Raw genomic sequence first — 19,233 nt, forward strand, 5'->3', positions numbered from 1 at the left:
GGCCTAAAATCGACAGACCCGACGAAAGGGGAGCATCACCATGGCCGAGCAGGAGCAGTTGCGTAGCACGCGCCGTGACGACCCGGGGACCGACCCGGCGCCGCCCGTCGTCGCCGCCCAGGCGCGGACCCAGCAGGTCGACAGCCTCCTGGACGAGATCGACTCCGTCCTCGAGGCCAACGCCGAGTCCTTCGTCCAGGGGTTCGTGCAGAAGGGCGGCCAGTGACCGCCCGACGCATCTATGGCGTCGAGACCGAGTACGGCATCACCTGTGCCCCCGCCGGGGCCTCCACGGGGGCGCCCCTGAACGCGGACGACGCCGCGCGCTACCTGTTCCGCAAGGTGGTCGAGTGGGGGCGTTCCTCCAACGTCTTCCTGCGCAACGGGGCCCGCCTCTACCTCGACGTCGGCTCCCACCCGGAGTACGCCTCCGCCGAGTGCGACGACGTGCGCCAGCTCGTCGCGAACGACCGTGCCGGGGAGGTCATCCTCGACGAGATGGTCGAGGATGCCAACGTGCTGCTGGCGGACGACGGCGTGCGGGGCACCCTCCACCTGTTCAAGAACAACGTGGACTCCGTCGGCAACTCCTACGGCTGCCACGAGAACTACCTGGTGCGCCGTCGCCGCGACTTCCGCGAGACCGGCGAGGCGCTCGTGCCGTTCTTCATCACCCGCCAGATCCTCACCGGCGCCGGACACATCCGGGCCCGGGCCGGGGGCGGGGCCAGCTACGCGTTCTCCCAGCGCGCGGATCAGATGTGGGACGCCATGAGCTCGGCCACGACCCGGTCGCGTCCCATCATCAACACCCGCGACGAGCCGCACGCCGACGCCGACCTGTACCGCCGCATGCACGTCATCGTGGGCGACTCCTCCGTCGCGGAGACGACGACCATGCTCAAGGTCGGCGCCACCGACCTGCTGCTCGGCATGCTCGAGGACGGGGTGCGGGTGCGGGATCTCGCCCTGGCCGAGCCCATGCGCGCGATCCGCGAGATCAGCCACGACCTGACGGCGAGGACCCCGGTCGAGCTCGCCAGCGGCCGGCGGATGAGTGCGCTGGCGATCCAGGAGGAGTACCTCACGCGCGTCACCGGCTACCTCGACTCCCACGGGCTGACGGCGGAGCTCACCGATGTCCAGCGGCGCGTCCTGGAGCTGTGGGAGCGCGGGTTGCGCGCCCTGGAGACGGCGGACCCGACCCTGGTCGACACCGAGCTCGACTGGGCCATCAAGGCGCGGCTGCTCGAGCGGTACCGCACGCGCCACACCCTCGGCCTCGACGACCCGCGCGTCGCCCGGCTCTCGCTCGCCTATCACGACATCTCGCCCACGCGCGGCCTCGCCACGACGCTCGCCCGGCGTGGGCTGATGGCCCGGGTGACGACCGACGAGGAGGTCGCCGACGCCGTCCGCAACCCGCCGTCGACGACGCGGGCACGCCTGCGGGGGGAGTTCGTGGCCGCCGCCCGGGAGCGCCGGCGCGACATCACCGTCGACTGGGTCCATCTGAGGATCAACGACTCCACCCAACGGACCGTCGTCCTGAAGGACCCGTTCTCCCCGGTGGACGAGCGCGTGGACGACCTGCTCGCGGCGCTGCGCGCCTGATGCGCCCGGTGATGAGCGCCCTGCTCGGTCGTGACCTGCTCGGTTGTGTCCTGCCCGGTCGGGGCCGGCGCGGTGGTGTCCTGCTCGGCCGCGCCCGGCGTCGGACGTAGGCTGCGTCCGTGCACTTTTCGTCCCACGTCCGCGACCCCCGGCAGCGGGCACGGCGTCTCGTCGGGGCGGTCGCCGCGACGGTGGCGCTGTTGCTCATGACCGCCTGCGCGCCCGACGGGTCCGGCGACGGCACCGACGGCGTCGCTGTCAGCGGCACCTTCGGCTCTGTCCCCGTCGTCACCTTCGCTCCGCCGCTCCCCCTCCAGGAGGAGCGCGTCGACGTGATCATCGAGGGCGACGGACGCAAGCTCGTCGAGGGTGAGCCCGTGCTGATGACCCTGACCGCGTACGACGGGCAGGACGGGGAGCTGATCGAGGACCGCCCGGTGGGGGAGGCTCAGACCCGCATGCTCACCGAGGAGGACGCCGGCCCCGAGCTGGTGAACCTCCTCAGCGGGCACCGTGAGGGAAGCCGCCTCCTCGTGCGCCAGCCCGTCGCCGCCGACGGCGAGAACCGGATGCTCGTCCTGGTCATCGACCTGCGTTACACCCGCGCCCGCGGCGAGGAGGTCGCGGTGCCGGCGGGGCTTCCGACGGTGACGCTGGGCGAGGACGGCTCGCCGACCATCACCCTCGGCGAGGGGGCGCCGCCGTCGAGCCCCGTGGTCCAGCCGCTCGTGCACGGCACGGGTGCGCAGGTGCGACCCGGCCAGGACGTCACCGTGCAGTACACCGGTGTCTCCTGGGAATCGGGGGAGCCGTACGACTCCACGTGGGCCGCGGGCAAGGTGCCGAAGACGCTGGCCATCGACACGACGCTCCCCGGGCTGCGTGCGGGGCTCGTGGACCAGACGGTCGGCTCCCAGATCCTGCTCGTCATCCCGCCGGACCTCGCCCACGGCACCGAGACGCTCGTGCTCGTCGTCGACATCCTGGCAGCCTCGGGAGGGGACGAGGACTCCGTGGTCTCCTCGCCGAACGGCCAGGACTAGCGCCGGGGTCTCCTCGCCGGACGGCCAGGACTAGCGCCGTGGTCTCCTCGCCGGACGGCCAGGACTAGCGCCGTGGTCTCCTCGCCGGACGGCCAGGACTAGCGCCGTGGTCTTCTTGGGCCGGCGTCATCGGCCGACCCGCGCCTGCCGGTCCCGCTCGACCCGGATCGCGACAACGCGAAGACTTCGGACTGATAGTCATGTCGAAGTCTTCGCACAAGTCGAAGTCTTCGTGCAACGCGGGCCACGGCCTGTCGCGGTGGCCGGGGCGTCCGTGACTGGTGGCGGCCGGCCGGATTCAGCCCGTGCGGACGACGACGTCCGCCACCGCGTGGGCGTCGCGCACCCGGAGGAGCGCCCGCTCCTGGGCGGCCCAGGCGTCCCACCGGTCCGCCCAGGTGCCGCCGTCGCGCGCCATCGCCCGAGCCCGACGAGCTTCGGCGGGCGCCTCCAGCCAGACCAGCAGGCCGACGAACGGCTCGCACAGGCGCGACCCCGCCCCGCACCCCTCGACCACCAGCACGCGGGGCAGCTCATCGCCGGCTGCCGGGATCCGCAGCTCCTCGGCCACGGCCCGCGCGGACCAGTCGTAGCGGTGGACGGCACCCGGCAGCCCTCGGGAGAGCGGCTCAAGCACACCGGCGGCCGCCAGTCCCACTCCCACCGCGAGTCCGTCCCAGCCGCGGTAGACGTCCTCGAGGGTGAAGAGGGCGACGGCGCCGGGCCCGGTGAGGCCGTCGACGCCACGCAGCCGCGCCGTGATGTCGCGGGCCAGGTCGGACTTGCCCGAGCCGGAGCGACCGTCGACGCCGAGCACGAGTGGGCCGCGGGCGTCGTAGCCGGTGCGGCCGGTGCCGCGCGGGTCATGGCCGGTGCGGCCGGTGCGGCCAGGACCGGTGCCGCGGGGGTCGCGGCCGGTGCGGCGGGCGTCGTGGCCGACCAGGGCGGCGGTCACGAGCGCGACGATCGCGTCGGGGGCGGCGTCGGCGGCGAGCATGACGGGGACGTGGGCGGGCCGGTCGGTCATGGCGAGGCACGCTACCCGCGAAGTACCCTCGAGGTGTGCGCCGGAGCGGTGACGAAGGGACGAGGAGCAACGATGGGTGTGGCGGTGCGGGTGATTCCTTGCCTCGACGTGGCCGACGGGCGCGTGGTCAAGGGCGTGAACTTCCAGGACCTGCGCGATGCGGGCGATCCGGTCGAGCTCGCCCGACGCTACGACGCCGAGGGCGCGGACGAGATCACCTTCCTCGACGTCTCTGCCTCCGCCGAGGCACGTGCGACCACCATGGACGTGGTCTCGCGCACGGCTGAGCAGGTCTTCGTGCCGCTGACGGTCGGTGGCGGGGTGCGCAGCGTCGAGGACGTCGACCGGTTGCTCAAGGCGGGGGCCGACAAGGTCGGCATCAACACCGCAGCCATCGCCCGCCCCGAGCTCATCAGCGAGGTGGCCCAGCGTTTCGGCAACCAGGTCCTCGTGCTCTCCGTCGACGCGCGCCGATGCACCGGGGACACGCGGACCGAGTCCGGCTACGAGGTCACCACGCACGGCGGCCGCCGTGGCACCGGCATCGACGCCGTCGAGTGGGCCGCCCGCGGCGCCGAGCTGGGCGCGGGGGAGATCCTGCTGAACTCCATGGACAAGGACGGCACCACCGACGGCTTCGACCTGACCATGCTGGACCACGTCCGTGCCCGCGTCCGGGTGCCGCTGATCGCCTCCGGCGGGGCCGGCACCGCTCAGGACTTCACCCAGGCGGCCCGGCACGGCGCCGACGCCGTCCTCGCGGCCTCCGTCTTCCACTTCCGGACCCTCAGCGTGGGGCAGGTCAAGGACGAGATGCGCGCCGGCGGCATCGAGATTCGCTGACCTCCCACCCCACCAACCCCAACCCCAACCCCAACCCCCCAGCCCCGCCGAACAGGTCCTGAAGTCCCGTTGAGGGGCCGATCGAGCACACAAGGGCCTGTTCGGCGATACGGGAAGCGGCGGTCGGGCTCACCGCGACCGCTCGAACGCCGCCACGATCTCGGGCCGACCGCGCACCGCCACGTCGGCGGCCCGCTCGCGCCCCGTGGCGTGCAGGGCCAGCTCGACCGGCTCACCCACGACCACCACCGCATCGGGCCCGCGCCGAGCCACGCGGCGCGGACCACCGGGCACCGCGAGCACCACCCCGACCGGGCTCGTGCGGTATCCCAGCAGTGCCAGGGGGGCCAGGTGCGCCCAGACCGCGCGCGCCGTCGCGGCCGGCAGCGTGCGGGGCTCGGCCGGCGCGTCGCCACCCCGCCGGACGTCCTCGTGGTGGATGACGTACTCCAAGAAGTTCGCCCGGTCACCCGCCAGCCCCATCGCGGAGCGGGGTGCGGGCCCGGCCGCGAACAGGTCGACGAGCTCACGGTAACCACGCTCCGTGCGGGCGGTGTCGACCGCCCGGCTCAGGAAGTGCTCGGTGCCGGGCTCCCGGCGCATGACGTCGTCGGCGAGCTTGCGCAGCGGCGTGTGCTCGCGAAGGACCAGGTGAGCGACGACGTGCCGCACGCTCCAGCCGGCGCACAGCGTGGGTGCGTCCGGGTCGGCGGTGCGCAGGGTCGTGACCAGCGCCGCCCGCTCGATCTCCATCCAGTCCCGCACCGAGGGCTCCTTCCGCCGTGTCGTCGCTGCCGGCGAGAACTACTCTGCCCGCTCGCCACCGGTCGTGCTCGAGAACGCCGGGTCGTGCGAGTGGGAACTCGCCCGCACGGCGAGCGCCCCACCGGTCGCATGAACCACACCGCGGGTCGTGCCGGCGCGAGCGGTAACCCACCCGCACGAGCACGAACGGTCGCGTGGCAAGATCGTCGGATGCCCGAGAACTCCGCGCTCGCCCCCGCCGTCGCCGCCCGCCTCAAGCGGGACGAGCACGGCCTGGTCTGCGCCGTCGTCCAGCAGCACGACACCGGTGAGGTGCTCATGGTGGGCTGGATGGACGACGAGGCGCTCGCCCGCACACTCACCTCGGGGCGCGTGACGTTCTGGTCCCGCTCCCGGGGCGAGTACTGGCGCAAGGGCGACACCTCGGGCCACACCCAGCACGTCAAGTCCGTCGCGCTCGACTGCGACGGCGACGCCCTCCTCGTGCGGGTGCACCAGGTGGGCGCCGCCTGCCACACCGGCACCCGTACCTGCTTCGACGCCGGCGGCGACCTGGGCGCCGTCGTCGGGCACGCACCGGGGGAGGTCGCATGAGCCCCGGCCACGCCCCGGGTCGGCTGGAGTGGGGCGAGACATGGCCCGCGCTGCCCGAGTTCCGGGAGATGGCCGCCGAGCGGCGCGTCATCCCCGTCGTGCGGCGCCTCCTCGCCGACGACGTCACCCCGGTGGGTCTGTACCGCCAGCTCGCCGGCGGCCGGCCGGGCACCTTCATCCTGGAGTCCGCCGAGCACGACGGCGCGTGGTCGCGCTGGTCCTTCGTGGGCGTCGCCTCGCGCGCCACGCTGACCAGCCGGGACGGCCACGCCCGCTGGTCCGGCGACGTGCCCGTCGGCATCCCCGCCGAGGGTCCGGTGCTCGAGGTGCTCGCCACCACGCTCGACGCCCTGGCGACCCGCGCGATCCCCGGGCTGCCCCCGCTGACCGGCGGGCTCGTCGGTGCGCTGGGCTGGGACGTGCTGCGGCACTGGGAGCCCACGCTGCGCGCGCTCGCCCCCACCGAGCACGACACGCCCGAGGTCGCCATGTGCCTGGCCACCGACATGGCGGCGGTGGACCACCACGACGGCTCGATCTGGCTCGTGGCGAACGCGGTGAACTTCGACAACACCGAGCTGCGCCTGGACGCCGCCCACGCCGACGCCGTCGCCCGCCTCGACGCGATGGCTCAGGCGCTGCTGCGCCCGCAGGTGAGTGCCGCCGCCGTCCGGGGCGACGCCCCGGAGCCCGAGCTGCGGTTCCGGACCCCGCGCGCGGACTTCGAGCACTCGGTGCGCGCGGCGAAGGAGGCCATCCGGGACGGCGAGGTGTTCCAGGTCGTGCTCTCCCAGCGTCTCGACCTGGACTGCACGGCCGACCCGCTGGACGTCTACCGGGTCCTGCGCACCATCAACCCCAGCCCGTACATGTACTACCTGCAGCTCGCGGACGAGCCGGACCGGTCCAGCTTCGCCGTGGTCGGCTCCAGCCCCGAGACCCTCGTCAACGTCCAGGACCGGCACGTGACCTCGTACCCGATCGCCGGCTCCCGGCCCCGCGGGCCCACGCCCGCCGAGGACCAGCGCCTGGGGGAGGAGCTGCTCGCCGACCCGAAGGAGCTCGCCGAGCACGTCATGCTCGTCGACCTCGCTCGCAACGACCTCGCGAAGGTGTGCGTGCCGGGCACGGTCGAGGTCGTCGAGCTCATGGCGGTCAAGCGGTTCAGCCACATCATGCACATCTCCTCCACCGTCGCCGGCACCCAGCGCGCGGGGGTGAGCGCGCTCGAGTGCCTCATGGCGACCTTCCCGGCCGGCACGCTCTCCGGCGCGCCCAAGCCGCGCGCCATCGAGCTCATCGACACCCTCGAGCCCGCCCGGCGCGGTATCTACGGCGGCGTGGTCGGCTACCTCGATCTCGCCGGCAACGCCGATCTGGCCATCGCCATCCGCACCGCCGTCATCCGCGACGGGCAGGCGTCGGTGCAGGCCGGCGCGGGCATCGTCGCCGACTCGGTCCCCGCCACCGAGTACGAGGAGACCCGTTCCAAGGCCGCGGCCGCCGTACGCGCCGTGCAGGTCGCCGCGGGTCTGCGCCCGCTGGCGGGGGTACGGCCGTGAGCCTGCCCCGGCGTGCCGTGGTGCTCACGGCGCTCCTGCTCGCCGTCGCCGTGGTGGCCGTCGGGGCGCCGCCCTGGGTCGGCGCGGACGTGCCGACCGTGATCGGCACGCGCCGGGTCGACCTCTCGGGCTCGGCCGCCGCCCCCGGGCTGACCGCGGCCGCCCTGGTGGTGGGCGCCGCCGCCCTGGCGATCGGCATCGGCCGCCGGGTCGGCTCCGTGATCGGGGCGCTCGCGCTGGTCGGGGCCGGAGCCCTGGTCGCCGCGGCCACCGTGGCCTTCCTCGGCGACCCGGGCAACGCCGTCCTCGGCGCCGCCGCCCAGGTGAGCGGTGTCCGCCAGATCGACGGCGCCGCGTCCGTCGCGCCCTGGCCGTGGGTGGCGCTCGCGCTCGCCGCCGTCCTGGTGCTGCTCGGCGTCCTCGCGCTCGGCGCGACGCGGACCTGGGGTTCGACCGGGCGCCGGTTCGAGCGACCCGCCCCCGAGGCGCCGGCGCCCCGTTCGGCGTCGACGGAGGCGACCGAGGTCCGCACGCGGGCGATGGACGACTGGGACGCCTTCGGTCGCGGCGAGGACCCGTCCGGTCCCGCCACCTGAACCCGACGCGACGACCTGGACCTGACGCGACCACCTGAACCGCCGTGACGACCTGACGCCGACATCTCGCCATCTGACGCCGATATCTCGCCACGGCGATGGTGATGGGGACAGCGGTGCTCCGATAGGCTGACCCGCACGCAGACCGACCCGCCGGAGGAAGACATGGCCCCGACCCCTGAGCCCGAGACCTACACGCTGCCGCCCACCGCGCCCTTCGCGAACCACGGCCGCACCCGGGCCGGCTGGACGCTCATGGTGGGCGTGTGCCTCGGCTTCCTCCTCGCCGGTGTCGGCCTCGCGGTGTCCGTGCAGCCCCTGGTGATCGCCGGTGTCGTGGTCGCTGTCGGCTCCCTGGTCGTCAGCCAGGTCATGCGGGCCATGGGCATGGGCCAGCCCGCCACCCACGCCGGCGAGCACGAGGAGCAGGACTGGTACGGCGCGACCGCCGTGGAGTCGCCCGGCCACTGAGCCACCCGCACCACCCCGACCGCCCGGCCGGGCCGCCCAGCGCGGACCCGCCGGGTATGCGCGTACCCGCGGGGCCACGGCCACCTGTCGAACGGGGGACGGCGGGTGGACACCGACGTCCCGCCCACCCGGGCCGTCCTACCATGAAGGCGTTGGCCTACGAAGGGGATACGTCGTGACCGTGCTGGAAGAGATCGTCGCCGGGGTCCGGGAGGACCTTGCCGAGCGGGAGACGCAGCACCCGCTGGACTCCCTCAAGGAGATGGCGCAACGCGTCCCGGGGGCCAAGGACGCGGTGCGCGCCCTGCGCAGCGAGCACGGCGGCGTCACCATCATCTCGGAGGTCAAACGCTCGAGCCCGTCGAAGGGTGCGCTGGCCTCGATCGCGGACCCGGCCGGCCTGGCGGCCGAGTACGAGGCGGGCGGGGCGGCCGTCATCTCCGTCCTCACCGAGCGTCGCCGCTTCGGCGGCTCCCTGGAAGACCTCGCCGCGGTGCGCGCCGCCGTCGACGTCCCCGTCCTGCGCAAGGACTTCATCGTCACGCCCTACCAGGTGTGGGAGGCTCGTGCCTACGGCGCCGACCTCGTGCTGCTCATCGTCGCCGCGCTCGAGCAGACCGTGCTCACCTCCCTCGTCGAGCGCACCCACTCCCTGGGCATGACCGCCCTCGTCGAGGCGCACGACCGCACGGAGGCACGGCGGGCCGTCGACGCCGGTGCCCGCGTCGTGGGCATCAACGCCCGCAACCTGCACACCCTGCAGGTGGACCGCGCCGTGTTCGCCGACGTCGTCGACGTCGTGCCCGACACGATCGTGCGCGTGGCGGAGTCCGGCGTGCGTGGCCCGCACGACGTCCTCGAGTACGCCCGCCACGGCGCCGACGCCGTCCTGGTCGGCGAGGCCCTCGTCACCCAGGGCGACCCGCGCGCCGCCGTCGCCGACATGGTCGCTGCCGGTTCGCACCCCTCCCTTCGGGCAGTGCGCAAGTGAGCGCCCCCGCCGCCGCCCCGGCGGGCCGGCCCGAGCACCTCGCGGACGCGCCCGGCCCCTACTTCGGGGCCTACGGCGGCCGCTACGTCGCCGAGGCGCTCGTCGCGGCGCTCGACGACCTCACCACCGCGTGGGAGGAGCTCAAGCTCGACCCCGGCTTCCTCGCCGAGATGGATCACCTGCACCGCACCTACACCGGTCGGCCCAGCATCATCACCGAGGTGCCCCGCTTCGCCGAGCACGCCGGCGGCGCCCGGGTCGTCCTCAAGCGCGAGGACCTCAACCACACCGGCTCGCACAAGATCAACAACGTCCTCGGCCAGGCGCTGCTGACCCGGAAGGTCGGCAAGCAGCGCGTCATCGCCGAGACCGGCGCCGGCCAGCACGGCGTGGCCACGGCCACCGCCGCGGCCCTCATGGGGCTGGAGTGCACCGTCTACATGGGCGAGGAGGACATGCGGCGCCAGGCCCTCAACGTGGCCCGCATGCGCCTGCTCGGCGCCGACGTCGTCGGCGTCTCCGCCGGTTCGCGCACGCTCAAGGACGCCATCAACGAGGCGTTCCGCGACTGGGTCACCAACGTCGGCACCACCAACTACATCTTCGGCACCGCGGCCGGCCCGCACCCGTTCCCCGCGATGGTCCGCGACCTGCAGAAGATCATCGGCGAGGAGGCCCGCGCCCAGGTCCTCGAGCTCACCGGTGCGCTGCCCGACGTCGTCGCCGCCTGCGTGGGCGGCGGCTCCAACGCGATCGGCATCTTCAACGCGTTCCTCGACGACGCGGGCGTCCGCCTCGTCGGCTTCGAGGCCGCCGGCGACGGGGTCGAGACCGGCCGCCACGCCTCTTCCATCACCGGTGGGGAGCCCGGGGTGCTGCACGGCGCCCGCAGCTACGTCCTGCAGGACGAGGACGGGCAGACCAAGGAGTCGCACTCGATCTCCGCGGGCCTGGACTACCCGGGCGTGGGGCCCGAGCACGCCTGGCTCGCCGACATCCACCGCGCCGAGTACCAGCCGGTCACCGACGCGGAGGCCATGGATGCCTTCCGGCTGCTGTGCCGAACCGAGGGCATCATCCCGGCCATCGAGAGCGCCCACGCCCTCGCCGGCGCGATCCGCATCGGGAACGAGGCCAAGGCCGCCGGCCGGCCCGCGCCCACGATCCTGGTGAACCTCTCGGGCCGCGGGGACAAGGACGTGGAGACGGCGGCCGCCTGGTTCGACCTGATCGACCGGGACGCCGACGACGCCACGGGCAGCACCACCACGGGCAGCGCCACCACCACCGGCAGTGACGCCACCGGCAGCGCCGCTACCACCGGCAGCGTGGAGAGGTGAGCGCGGACGTGACCACGACCAGCACGAGCAGGAGCGCCGCCGCGATCGACGCCGCGAAGGCCCGGGGCGGCAAGGCCCTCATCGGGTACCTGCCCGTCGGCTTCCCCGATGTCGAGACATCGGTCCGGGCCGCGAAGACCCTCGTCGCCGCCGGTGCCGACATCGTCGAGCTCGGCCTGCCGTACTCCGACCCCGGCATGGACGGCGAGGTGATCCAACGGGCCGCGCAGGCCGCGTTGGACGGCGGCACCCGGACCGCGGACGTGCTCCGCGCCGTCGAGCAGGTCGCCGAGACGGGCGCTGCGGTGCTTGTCATGACCTACTGGAACCCGGTGCACCGCTACGGTGTCGACCGCTTCGCCCGCGATCTCGCCACCGCCGGCGGCGCCGGGCTCATCACCCCCGACCTCATCCCCGACGAGGCGGCCGAGTGGGTCGCCGCGTCCGACGTGCACGGGCTCGACCGGGTCTTCCTCGTGGCACCCAGCTCCACCGATGCCCGGCTCGCGATGACGGCGCGGGCCACCAGAGGTTTCGTCTACGTCGCGTCCACCATGGGCGTGACCGGGGCCCGGGCCGCCGTGGACTCCCACGCCCGGGAGCTGGTGGCGCGCACGTTCGCCGCCGGCGCCGACCGGGCCTGCGTGGGTCTGGGGGTGTCGAACCGCGCGCAGGCGGCGGAGATCGCCGCCTATGCCGACGGCGTCATCGTCGGCTCGGCGCTGGTGCGCACGCTCATGCGCCCCGACGGCGACGTCGAGGCCGGGCTGCGGGACCTGGCCGCCCTGACCGAGGAGCTCGCCGCGGGCGCGCACGGCGCCTGAGACCGGCGGCGCCCGGGGTTCGACACCGGCGGCGTGCGTCGGCGGACAGTGGCGGCGCACCCCGGCGCCCGGGACCCGGCCCGGTGCGACGGTCGGGCGACGTAGGCTACTCCGATGATCCTCGCCTCCCTCCCCAGTCCGCCGCAGGGTGTCTGGCACCTCGGCCCGCTCCCGCTCCGCGCGTACGCCGTCGGCATCCTGATCGGCGGGATGATCGCCTGGTGGATCCTGGACCGGCGGTACACCGCCAAGGGTGGCCCGAAGGACACGGCGATCGACGTCGTCTTCTGGATGGTGCCGTTCGGGATCGTGGGTGCCCGGCTCTACCACGTCGTCTCCAGTCCGGCCGCGTACTTCGGCCCGGGAGGCAACCCGTGGAACGCCTTCGCGATCTGGAACGGCGGTCTGGGGATCTGGGGCGCGGTCGCGCTCGGCGCGGTGGGCGCCTGGATCGGGCTGCGCCGGAGGGGGTTGCGGCTCGCACCCTTCGCGGACGCGCTCGCCCCGGGCCTGCTCGTCGCCCAGGCGGTGGGCCGGCTGGGGAACTACTTCAACCAGGAGCTCTACGGCAAGCCGACCACGCTGCCGTGGGGCCTCGAGATCGACGACGCCCACCTCGTGGGCGGCTACGCCTCGGGCACGCTCTTCCACCCCACGTTCCTGTACGAGCTCCTGTGGAACCTCGCCATGGTCGGGGTGCTGCTCTGGGCCGGGCGCCGGTTCCGGCTCGGCCACGGCCGCGTGTTCTGGCTCTACGTCATGCTCTACACGCTGGGCCGGGTCTGGATCGAGTCCTTGCGCATCGACGACGCCGAGATCGTGCTCGGGCTCCGGCTGAACGTGTGGACCTCGATCGCGATCTTCCTGGTCGCGCTGGTGGCGTTCCTGGTGATCGGGCGGCGGACCCGGGGGCAGCCGGAGAACCTGTGGCTGCCCGGTCGTGAGCCCCAGGATGCCACCGACGGCGAGACGACCGTGCGCCCCGCCACGGCCAGCGACGCGCCGGGGGAAGCCGCCGACACACCGGGCACGACCCCCGACGCGCCGGGTGCGACCGCCGACACGCCGGGTGCGACCGCCGACACGCCGGGCACGGCCGTCGGCACGCCTGGGGAGGGAACCGTCGCGGCGGACCCGTCGATCGACGACTCCGTCGCGGGGGACGCCCGCCCGGCCCCTTGACCCACCCTCCCGCCAGGACTTTTCCGGATGCGTGGCACCGCACGGCACGCCGTCGTCGTCGGCGTGCCGGCCCCGGCGGGTGACCCGTGCCGGGCCGGCGGCGAGGGCCGGTGAGCGTGGAGGATCCGGCGAGTGTCAAGAATGTGGACAGGACTCGTCATAGGCCCCCCATGTGCGAGTAGCATCTCGGCACCATGGGCGACGACGACCGATCAGCATCAAGCAGCAGGACGATGCGGGGTCGACGGCACCCTGCGGTGAGGACGTGCGCATGGAACGGACGCAGGCAGTCAGCCCCTTCGCGGCTCCGGCCCGGGGTCTGTACGACCCTCTTCACGAGCACGACGCCTGCGGTGTCGCGTTCGTGGCCACGCTGCGCGGCACGCCCGGCCGCGACATCGTCGACGCCGGCCTGACCGCCCTGCACAACCTCGACCACCGCGGCGCCGTCGGCGCTGAGGAGAACACCGGCGACGGCGCCGGCATCCTCACCCAGGTGCCCGACGAGTTCCTGCGCAGTGCCGTCGACTTCGACCTGCCCGCCACGGGCTCCTACGCCGTCGGCCTCGCGTTCCTCCCCGGGCCGGACACGGACGAGGCGAGGCGTGCCGCCGTCGTCGACCGGATCGGTGTCATCGCCGCCGAGGAGGGACTGACGGTGCTCGGCTGGCGCCCCGTCCCGGTCGACACCGCGATGATCGGGCCGAGCGCCCTGGAGACGATCCCGACGTTCCGTCAGCTCTTCGTGGCCGACGAGGCGGGCCGGACCGGCCTCGACCTGGAGCGCCAGGCGTTCCGGCTGCGCAAGCGCACCGAGCGCGAGCTGGGCACGTACTTCGCCTCCCTCTCCTCCCGCACCCTCGTCTACAAGGGCATGCTGACCACTGCGCAGCTGCAGTCCTTCTTCCCCGACCTCTGCGACCCCCGGTTCGCGAGCGAGCTGGCGCTGGTCCACTCCCGGTTCTCCACCAACACCTTCCCGTCCTGGCCGCTCGCCCAGCCGTTCCGGCTGGTCGCACACAACGGCGAGATCAACACGGTGCGCGGCAACCGCAACTGGATGGGGGCGCGTGAAGGCATGCTCGCCTCCGAGGTGCTCGGCGACCTCGAACCGCTCCTGCCGGTGTGCACCCCGGGCGCATCCGACTCCGCCACGTTCGACGAGGTGCTCGAGCTCCTCCACCTCGGCGGACGCTCACTGCCCCACGCGGTCCTCATGATGATCCCCGAGGCGTGGGAGAACCACGCCACCATGGGTGCGCGCGTGCAGGCCTTCTACGAGTTCAACGCCACCATGATGGAGCCCTGGGACGGCCCCGCCGCGATGACGTTCACCGACGGCACGCTCATCGGTGCCGTCATGGACCGCAACGGGCTGCGCCCGGGCCGCTTCTGGGTCACCGACGACGGGCTCGTCGTCCTCGCCTCGGAGTCCGGTGTGCTCGACCTCGACCCGGCCCGGATCGTGCGCCGCGGCCGGCTCGAGCCCGGGAAGATGTTCCTCGTGGACACCGGCACGGGCCGGATCGTCGACGACCGGGAGATCAAACGGTCCCTCGCCGACCTGCACCCCTACCGGGAGTGGCTCGACCAGGGCCTCGTCCGCTTCGCGGACCTGCCCCAGCGGGACCACGTCGACCACTCGCGCCTGTCCGTGGTGCGCCGGCAACAGACCTTCGGCTACACGGAGGAGGAGCTGCGCCTCCTCCTGGCGCCCATGGCGGGCACCGGGGCCGAGGCGATCGGGTCGATGGGCACCGACACCCCCGTCGCCGTCCTCTCCGCCCGGCCGCGGCTGCTCTTCGACTACTTCACCCAGCTCTTCGCACAGGTCACCAACCCGCCGCTGGACGCGATCCGCGAGGAGCTGGTCACCTCCCTCGCGGGTGCGATCGGGCCGGAACCGAACCTGCTGGCCGACACCCCCGAGCACGCCCGCAAGCTCGTGGTGCCGTTCCCCACCATCGACAACGACCAGCTCGCCACGATCAAGCACATCGGGAAGGTGGCCGGCGGCCACGGCTTCTCCGCCCTTACGATCGAGGGCCTGTACCGCGTCTCGGGCGGCGGCGCCGCCCTCCAGGCCCGGCTGCAGGAGATCTGCGACGAGGTCGACAACGCCATCGACGCGGGCGTCAGCTTCATCATCCTCTCGGACCGGGACTCCACCGCTGAGCTCGCCCCGATCCCCTCGCTGCTCATGACGTCCGCCGTGCACCACCACGCGCTCCGACGGCGCAGCCGCACGAAGATCTCCCTGATCGTCGAGGCCGGGGACGTGCGTGAGGTCCACCACGTCGCCGTGCTCGTCGGGTACGGCGCCGCGTGCGTCAACCCCTACCTCGCCATGGAGAGCGCCGAGCACCTCGTCCGTCAGGGCGACGTCGACGGCGTCACCCCGGAGCAGGCGGTCACGAACGTCGTCAAGGCGCTCGGCAAGGGCGTGCTGAAGGTCATGTCGAAGATGGGCATCTCCACCGTCATGTCCTACCGGGGTGCCCAGGTCTTCGAGGCCATCGGCCTCTCGGCGGACCTCGTCGCCGAGTACTTCACCGGCACGCCCACCCCGCTGGGCGGCGTCGGCCTCGACGTCATCGCCGCCGAGGTCGCCGCCCGGCACGCCACCGCCTACCCGCCGTCCGGCCTCGCGCCCGCGCACCGCGCCCTGCGCACCGGCGGGGAGTACCAGTGGCGGCGCGAGGGCGAGCCGCACCTGTTCGACCCCGAGACGATCTTCCGGCTGCAGCACTCGACCAAGACCCGCCGCTACGACATCTTCCAGCGGTACACCCGGGGCGTGGACGAGCAGGCCGAGCGGCTCATGACGCTGCGCGGTCTGCTGAGGTTCCAGGACCGGGAGCCGGTCGACATCGACGAGGTCGAGCCCGTCAGCGAGATCGTCAAGCGGTTCTCCACCGGCGCCATGAGCTACGGGTCCATCTCCGCCGAGGCCCACGAGACCCTCGCCATCGCCATGAACATGCTCGGCGGGAAGTCCAACACGGGCGAGGGCGGGGAGGACCCGGACCGGCTCCACGACCCGCGCCGACGCTCCGCCGTCAAGCAGGTCGCCTCCGGCCGCTTCGGCGTCACCGCGGAGTACCTCACCAACGCCGACGACATCCAGATCAAGGTCGCGCAGGGTGCTAAGCCCGGCGAGGGCGGTCAGCTGCCCGCGCACAAGGTCTACCCGTGGATCGCGCAGACCCGGCACTCGACCCCCGGCGTCGGGCTCATCTCCCCGCCGCCGCACCACGACATCTACTCGATCGAGGACCTCGCCCAGCTCATCCACGACCTGAAGAACGCCAACCCTGTCGCGCGCATCCACGTCAAGCTGGTCAGCGAGATCGGGGTGGGCACCGTGGCGGCCGGCGTCGCCAAGGCGCACGCCGACGTCGTCCTCGTCTCCGGGCACGACGGCGGGACCGGCGCCGCCCCGCTCACCTCCCTCAAGCATGCCGGCGGCCCGTGGGAGATCGGCCTCGCCGAGACCCAGCAGACGCTCGTGCTCAACGACCTGCGCAGTCGGATCGTCGTCCAGACCGACGGCCAGCTCAAGACCGGGCGGGACGTCGTCGTCGCGGCGCTGCTCGGTGCCGAGGAGTACGGCTTCGCCACCGCGCCGCTCGTCGTCACCGGTTGCGTGATGATGCGCGTGTGCCACCTGGACACGTGCCCGGTGGGTGTGGCGACGCAGAACCCCGAGCTGCGGGCCCGTTTCACCGGCCAGGCCGAGCACGTGGTGACGTTCTTCGAGTTCATCGCCCAGGAGGTGCGTGAGCTCCTCGCCTCGCTCGGTCTGCGCAGCATCGACGAGGCCGTCGGTCGGGTCGACCTGCTGCGCACCGAGGAAGCCGTCGAGCACTGGAAGGCCTCCGGGCTCGACCTGGGACCCCTCCTCGAGCCAGTCGCGCCGAAGGAGGGCTCCGCGCTGCGGCAGATCCGCACCCAGGACCACGGGCTGGAGAAGGCGCTGGACAACGAGCTCATCGCGCTCGCCGAGCCCGCTCTGGAGCGTGGCGAGCCGGTGCGCATCGACCTGCCGATCCGCAACGTCAACCGGACCGTGGGCACGATGCTCGGCCACGAGGTCACCAAGCGGTACCGCGGTGAAGGGCTGCCCGAGGACACGATCGACATCACCCTGCGCGGCTCCGCCGGGCAGTCCTTCGGCGCCCTCCTGCCGCCCGGCATCACGTTGCGGCTCCTGGGAGACGCCAACGACTACGTCGGCAAGTCCCTCTCCGGCGGCCGCATCGTGGTCCGGCCCGACGAGCGGTCCGCGTTCCCGGCCGAGGACAACGTCATCGCCGGCAACGTCATCGCCTACGGTGCCACGAGCGGGGAGATCTACCTCCGTGGCTGCGCGGGGGAGCGGTTCGCGGTGCGCAACTCCGGCGCCACGGTCGTGGCCGAGGGCGTGGGTGACCACGCCGGCGAGTACATGACCGGTGGGACGCTCCTCGTCCTCGGGCCGACGGGGCGCAACTTCGGCGCCGGCATGTCGGGCGGTACCGCCTACCTGCTCGACGTCGACACCGCCCAGATCAACGTCCCGGCCCTCAGGGGCGGGGACCTCATCCTGGCGGACCTCGACCAGGAGGACCACGCCATCGTGGTCGACCTGCTGCGCCGGCACCACGAGCTCACCGGGTCCACGGTCGCCGGCGCCCTGCTGGCCGACGTCGACGCGCTCGACCGCCGCATCACCAAGGTGCTCCCGCGCCAGTACGCCGCCGTCGCCGCCGCCCTCCTGAGGGCGGCCGAGGACGGCCTCGACACCAGCTCGCCGGACGTGTGGGCGAGCATCATGGAGGCATCCCGTGGCTGATCCCCAGGGCTTTCTGACCTACCGCGAGCGGGAGCTGCCCCGCCGCCGCCCCGTGCCGGTGCGCATCCTCGACTTCGCCGAGGTCTACGAGCGCCGCGCCGAGGACGCCCCCGCCCTCGTCCGGCAGGCCACCCGCTGCATGGACTGCGGCGTGCCGTTCTGCCACAACGGCTGCCCGCTGGGCAACCTCATCCCCGAGTGGAACGAGCTGACCCGCAAGGAGGACTTCGCCGCCGCCATCGACCGCCTCCACGCGACGAACAACTTCCCCGAGTGGACCGGTCGGCTGTGCCCCGCCCCGTGCGAGACGGCCTGCGTGCTGGGCATCAACCAGCCGCCCGTGACGATCAAGAACATCGAGCAGTCCATCGTCGACAACGCCTGGGACGCCGGACTGATCGAGCCGCAGGTCCCGGAGCGTCTCACCGGCTGCACGGTCGCCGTCGTCGGCTCCGGGCCCGCTGGTCTCGCCGCCGCGCAGCAGCTGACCCGGGCCGGGCACACCGTGGCCGTCTACGAGCGCGACGACCGCATCGGCGGCCTGCTCACCTACGGCATCCCCGACTTCAAGATGGACCGCGGCCAGGTCACCCGGCGGCTGGACCAGATGGAGGCCGAGGGCACCCGGTTCCGCCCCGGCGTCGACATCGGCGGCGCCGGCCCCGATGCGATCAGCGGCTCCGAGCTCCTCGAGCGTTATGACGCCGTCGTCCTGGCCGTCGGCTCGACCGTGCCGCGCGAGCTGCCCGTCCCCGGGCGCGCCCTCGGCGGCATCCACCCCGCCATGGACTACCTCGTCCAGTCGAACCGGGTGGTCGCGGGCGACGACGTGCCGGACCAGATCCTGGCGACCGGCAAGGACGTCGTGATCATCGGCGGCGGCGACACGGGCTCCGACTGCCTGGGCACCGCCACCCGGCAGGGCGCCCGCTCGGTCACCCAGATCGACATCAACCCGGTGCCCACGACGGAGCGTCCCGACAGCCAGCCCTGGCCCACCTATCCCAAGGTGTACCGCGTCTCCACCTCCCACGAGGAGAACGGCGAACGGGTCCACGGCACCAGCACCGTCGAGTTCGTCTCCGACGGCTCCGCCGGCGCGGGGCGGGTCACCCACCTGCGCCTGACCGACGTCGACCGCGCGTCCGGCGTGGCCGTCCCGATCGAGGGCACCGAACGGATCGTCCCGGCGCAGCTCGTGCTGCTCGCGCTCGGCTTCTCCGGGGTGCCGGGCACCGGTGTCGTGGAGCAGCTGGGGATCGAGCTCGACGCGCGCGGGCGGGTCGTGCGCGATGAGAGGTTCGCCACGTCGGTACCGGGTGTGTACGTCGCCGGCGATGCCGGCCGTGGGCAGTCGGTCATCGTGTGGGCGATCGCCGAGGGCCGGTCGGCCGCCGCGCACGTCGACGCCTACCTGCGCGGCGAGACCGAGCTTCCCGCGCCCGTCCGGCCCTCCACGGTGTCGGTCTCGGCCTGAGGCGCCGGCGGCGGGCCGCGGCTCCGTGTCCGGGTGTCGTGCCCGCGAGGACGCCCGGGCCGGCGTGAAC

General features: G+C 73.3%; 16 protein-coding genes. 14 read left to right on the top strand and 2 right to left on the bottom strand.

What is annotated here, in order from left to right:
• Positions 1-40 precede the first annotated feature (40 nt).
• The 3 genes from ACYC1Z_RS01390 (at position 41) to ACYC1Z_RS01400 (ending at position 2,657) form a co-directional block, all read left to right on the top strand.
• Positions 41-226, top strand: coding sequence for a ubiquitin-like protein Pup (locus ACYC1Z_RS01390; RefSeq protein ID WP_461407769.1), 186 nt, complete (start codon positions 41-43; stop codon positions 224-226).
• Complete coding sequence (pafA, locus tag ACYC1Z_RS01395) at positions 223-1,614, top strand: Pup--protein ligase (RefSeq protein ID WP_461407770.1); 1,392 nt, start codon at positions 223-225, stop codon at positions 1,612-1,614. Before ACYC1Z_RS01390 ends, pafA begins: the two co-directional genes overlap by 4 nt.
• Positions 1,615-1,733: 119 nt before the next feature.
• Positions 1,734-2,657, top strand: coding sequence for an FKBP-type peptidyl-prolyl cis-trans isomerase (locus tag ACYC1Z_RS01400; RefSeq protein WP_461407771.1), 924 nt, complete (start codon positions 1,734-1,736; stop codon positions 2,655-2,657).
• A gap of 298 nt (positions 2,658-2,955) precedes the next feature.
• Here ACYC1Z_RS01400 and ACYC1Z_RS01405 read toward each other — a convergent pair whose 3' ends face one another.
• Positions 2,956-3,684, bottom strand: a complete 729-nt coding sequence (locus ACYC1Z_RS01405; RefSeq protein ID WP_461407772.1) for a nucleoside/nucleotide kinase family protein — start codon at positions 3,682-3,684, stop codon at positions 2,956-2,958.
• A gap of 72 nt (positions 3,685-3,756) precedes the next feature.
• Here ACYC1Z_RS01405 and hisF point away from each other — a divergent pair, with 72 nt between their 5' ends.
• The gene (gene hisF, locus ACYC1Z_RS01410) at positions 3,757-4,527 is read left to right on the top strand and encodes an imidazole glycerol phosphate synthase subunit HisF (protein WP_461407773.1); all 771 of its coding nucleotides are present in this window, start codon (positions 3,757-3,759) and stop codon (positions 4,525-4,527) included.
• Between the two features lie 129 nt (positions 4,528-4,656).
• On the opposite strand, the gene ACYC1Z_RS01415 is transcribed toward hisF, so the two are convergent.
• Positions 4,657-5,292 (bottom strand): TIGR03085 family metal-binding protein, encoded by a 636-nt coding sequence (locus ACYC1Z_RS01415; protein WP_461407774.1) that lies wholly within the window; start codon positions 5,290-5,292, stop codon positions 4,657-4,659.
• A 210-nt stretch (positions 5,293-5,502) separates the two neighbouring features.
• Between ACYC1Z_RS01415 and hisI the strand changes: the two genes are divergently transcribed.
• From hisI to ACYC1Z_RS01465, 10 genes are all read left to right on the top strand, one after another.
• Positions 5,503-5,886, top strand: a complete 384-nt coding sequence (gene hisI, locus ACYC1Z_RS01420) for a phosphoribosyl-AMP cyclohydrolase (RefSeq protein ID WP_461407775.1) — start codon at positions 5,503-5,505, stop codon at positions 5,884-5,886.
• Positions 5,883-7,448, top strand: a complete 1,566-nt coding sequence (locus tag ACYC1Z_RS01425; RefSeq protein WP_461407776.1) for an anthranilate synthase component I — start codon at positions 5,883-5,885, stop codon at positions 7,446-7,448. The genes hisI and ACYC1Z_RS01425 overlap by 4 nt, the downstream gene beginning before the upstream one ends.
• Positions 7,445-8,044 carry a Trp biosynthesis-associated membrane protein gene (locus tag ACYC1Z_RS01430; protein ID WP_461407777.1) on the top strand — a complete coding sequence of 200 codons (600 nt, stop codon included), beginning with the start codon at positions 7,445-7,447 and terminating at the stop codon, positions 8,042-8,044. The genes ACYC1Z_RS01425 and ACYC1Z_RS01430 overlap by 4 nt, the downstream gene beginning before the upstream one ends.
• 165 nt (positions 8,045-8,209) lie before the next feature.
• A complete protein-coding gene (locus ACYC1Z_RS01435; RefSeq protein ID WP_461407778.1) occupies positions 8,210-8,515 on the top strand; it encodes an HGxxPAAW family protein in 306 nt (101 codons plus the stop codon).
• 175 nt (positions 8,516-8,690) lie between these two features.
• Positions 8,691-9,506 (top strand): indole-3-glycerol phosphate synthase TrpC, encoded by an 816-nt coding sequence (trpC, locus tag ACYC1Z_RS01440; protein ID WP_461407779.1) that lies wholly within the window; start codon positions 8,691-8,693, stop codon positions 9,504-9,506.
• Positions 9,503-10,846, top strand: coding sequence for a tryptophan synthase subunit beta (gene trpB / locus ACYC1Z_RS01445; RefSeq protein WP_461407780.1), 1,344 nt, complete (start codon positions 9,503-9,505; stop codon positions 10,844-10,846). Before trpC ends, trpB begins: the two co-directional genes overlap by 4 nt.
• 8 nt (positions 10,847-10,854) lie before the next feature.
• Positions 10,855-11,670, top strand: a complete 816-nt coding sequence (gene trpA / locus ACYC1Z_RS01450) for a tryptophan synthase subunit alpha (RefSeq protein ID WP_461407781.1) — start codon at positions 10,855-10,857, stop codon at positions 11,668-11,670.
• Between the two features lie 114 nt (positions 11,671-11,784).
• Positions 11,785-12,852 (top strand): prolipoprotein diacylglyceryl transferase, encoded by a 1,068-nt coding sequence (gene lgt, locus ACYC1Z_RS01455; protein ID WP_461407782.1) that lies wholly within the window; start codon positions 11,785-11,787, stop codon positions 12,850-12,852.
• A 271-nt stretch (positions 12,853-13,123) separates the two neighbouring features.
• The gene (gltB, locus tag ACYC1Z_RS01460; protein WP_461407783.1) at positions 13,124-17,686 is read left to right on the top strand and encodes a glutamate synthase large subunit; all 4,563 of its coding nucleotides are present in this window, start codon (positions 13,124-13,126) and stop codon (positions 17,684-17,686) included.
• Positions 17,679-19,163 (top strand): glutamate synthase subunit beta, encoded by a 1,485-nt coding sequence (locus ACYC1Z_RS01465; RefSeq protein ID WP_461407784.1) that lies wholly within the window; start codon positions 17,679-17,681, stop codon positions 19,161-19,163. The genes gltB and ACYC1Z_RS01465 overlap by 8 nt, the downstream gene beginning before the upstream one ends.
• The last annotated feature ends 70 nt before the right edge of the window (positions 19,164-19,233 follow it).

It is taken from the genome of Georgenia sp., assembly GCF_054605595.1.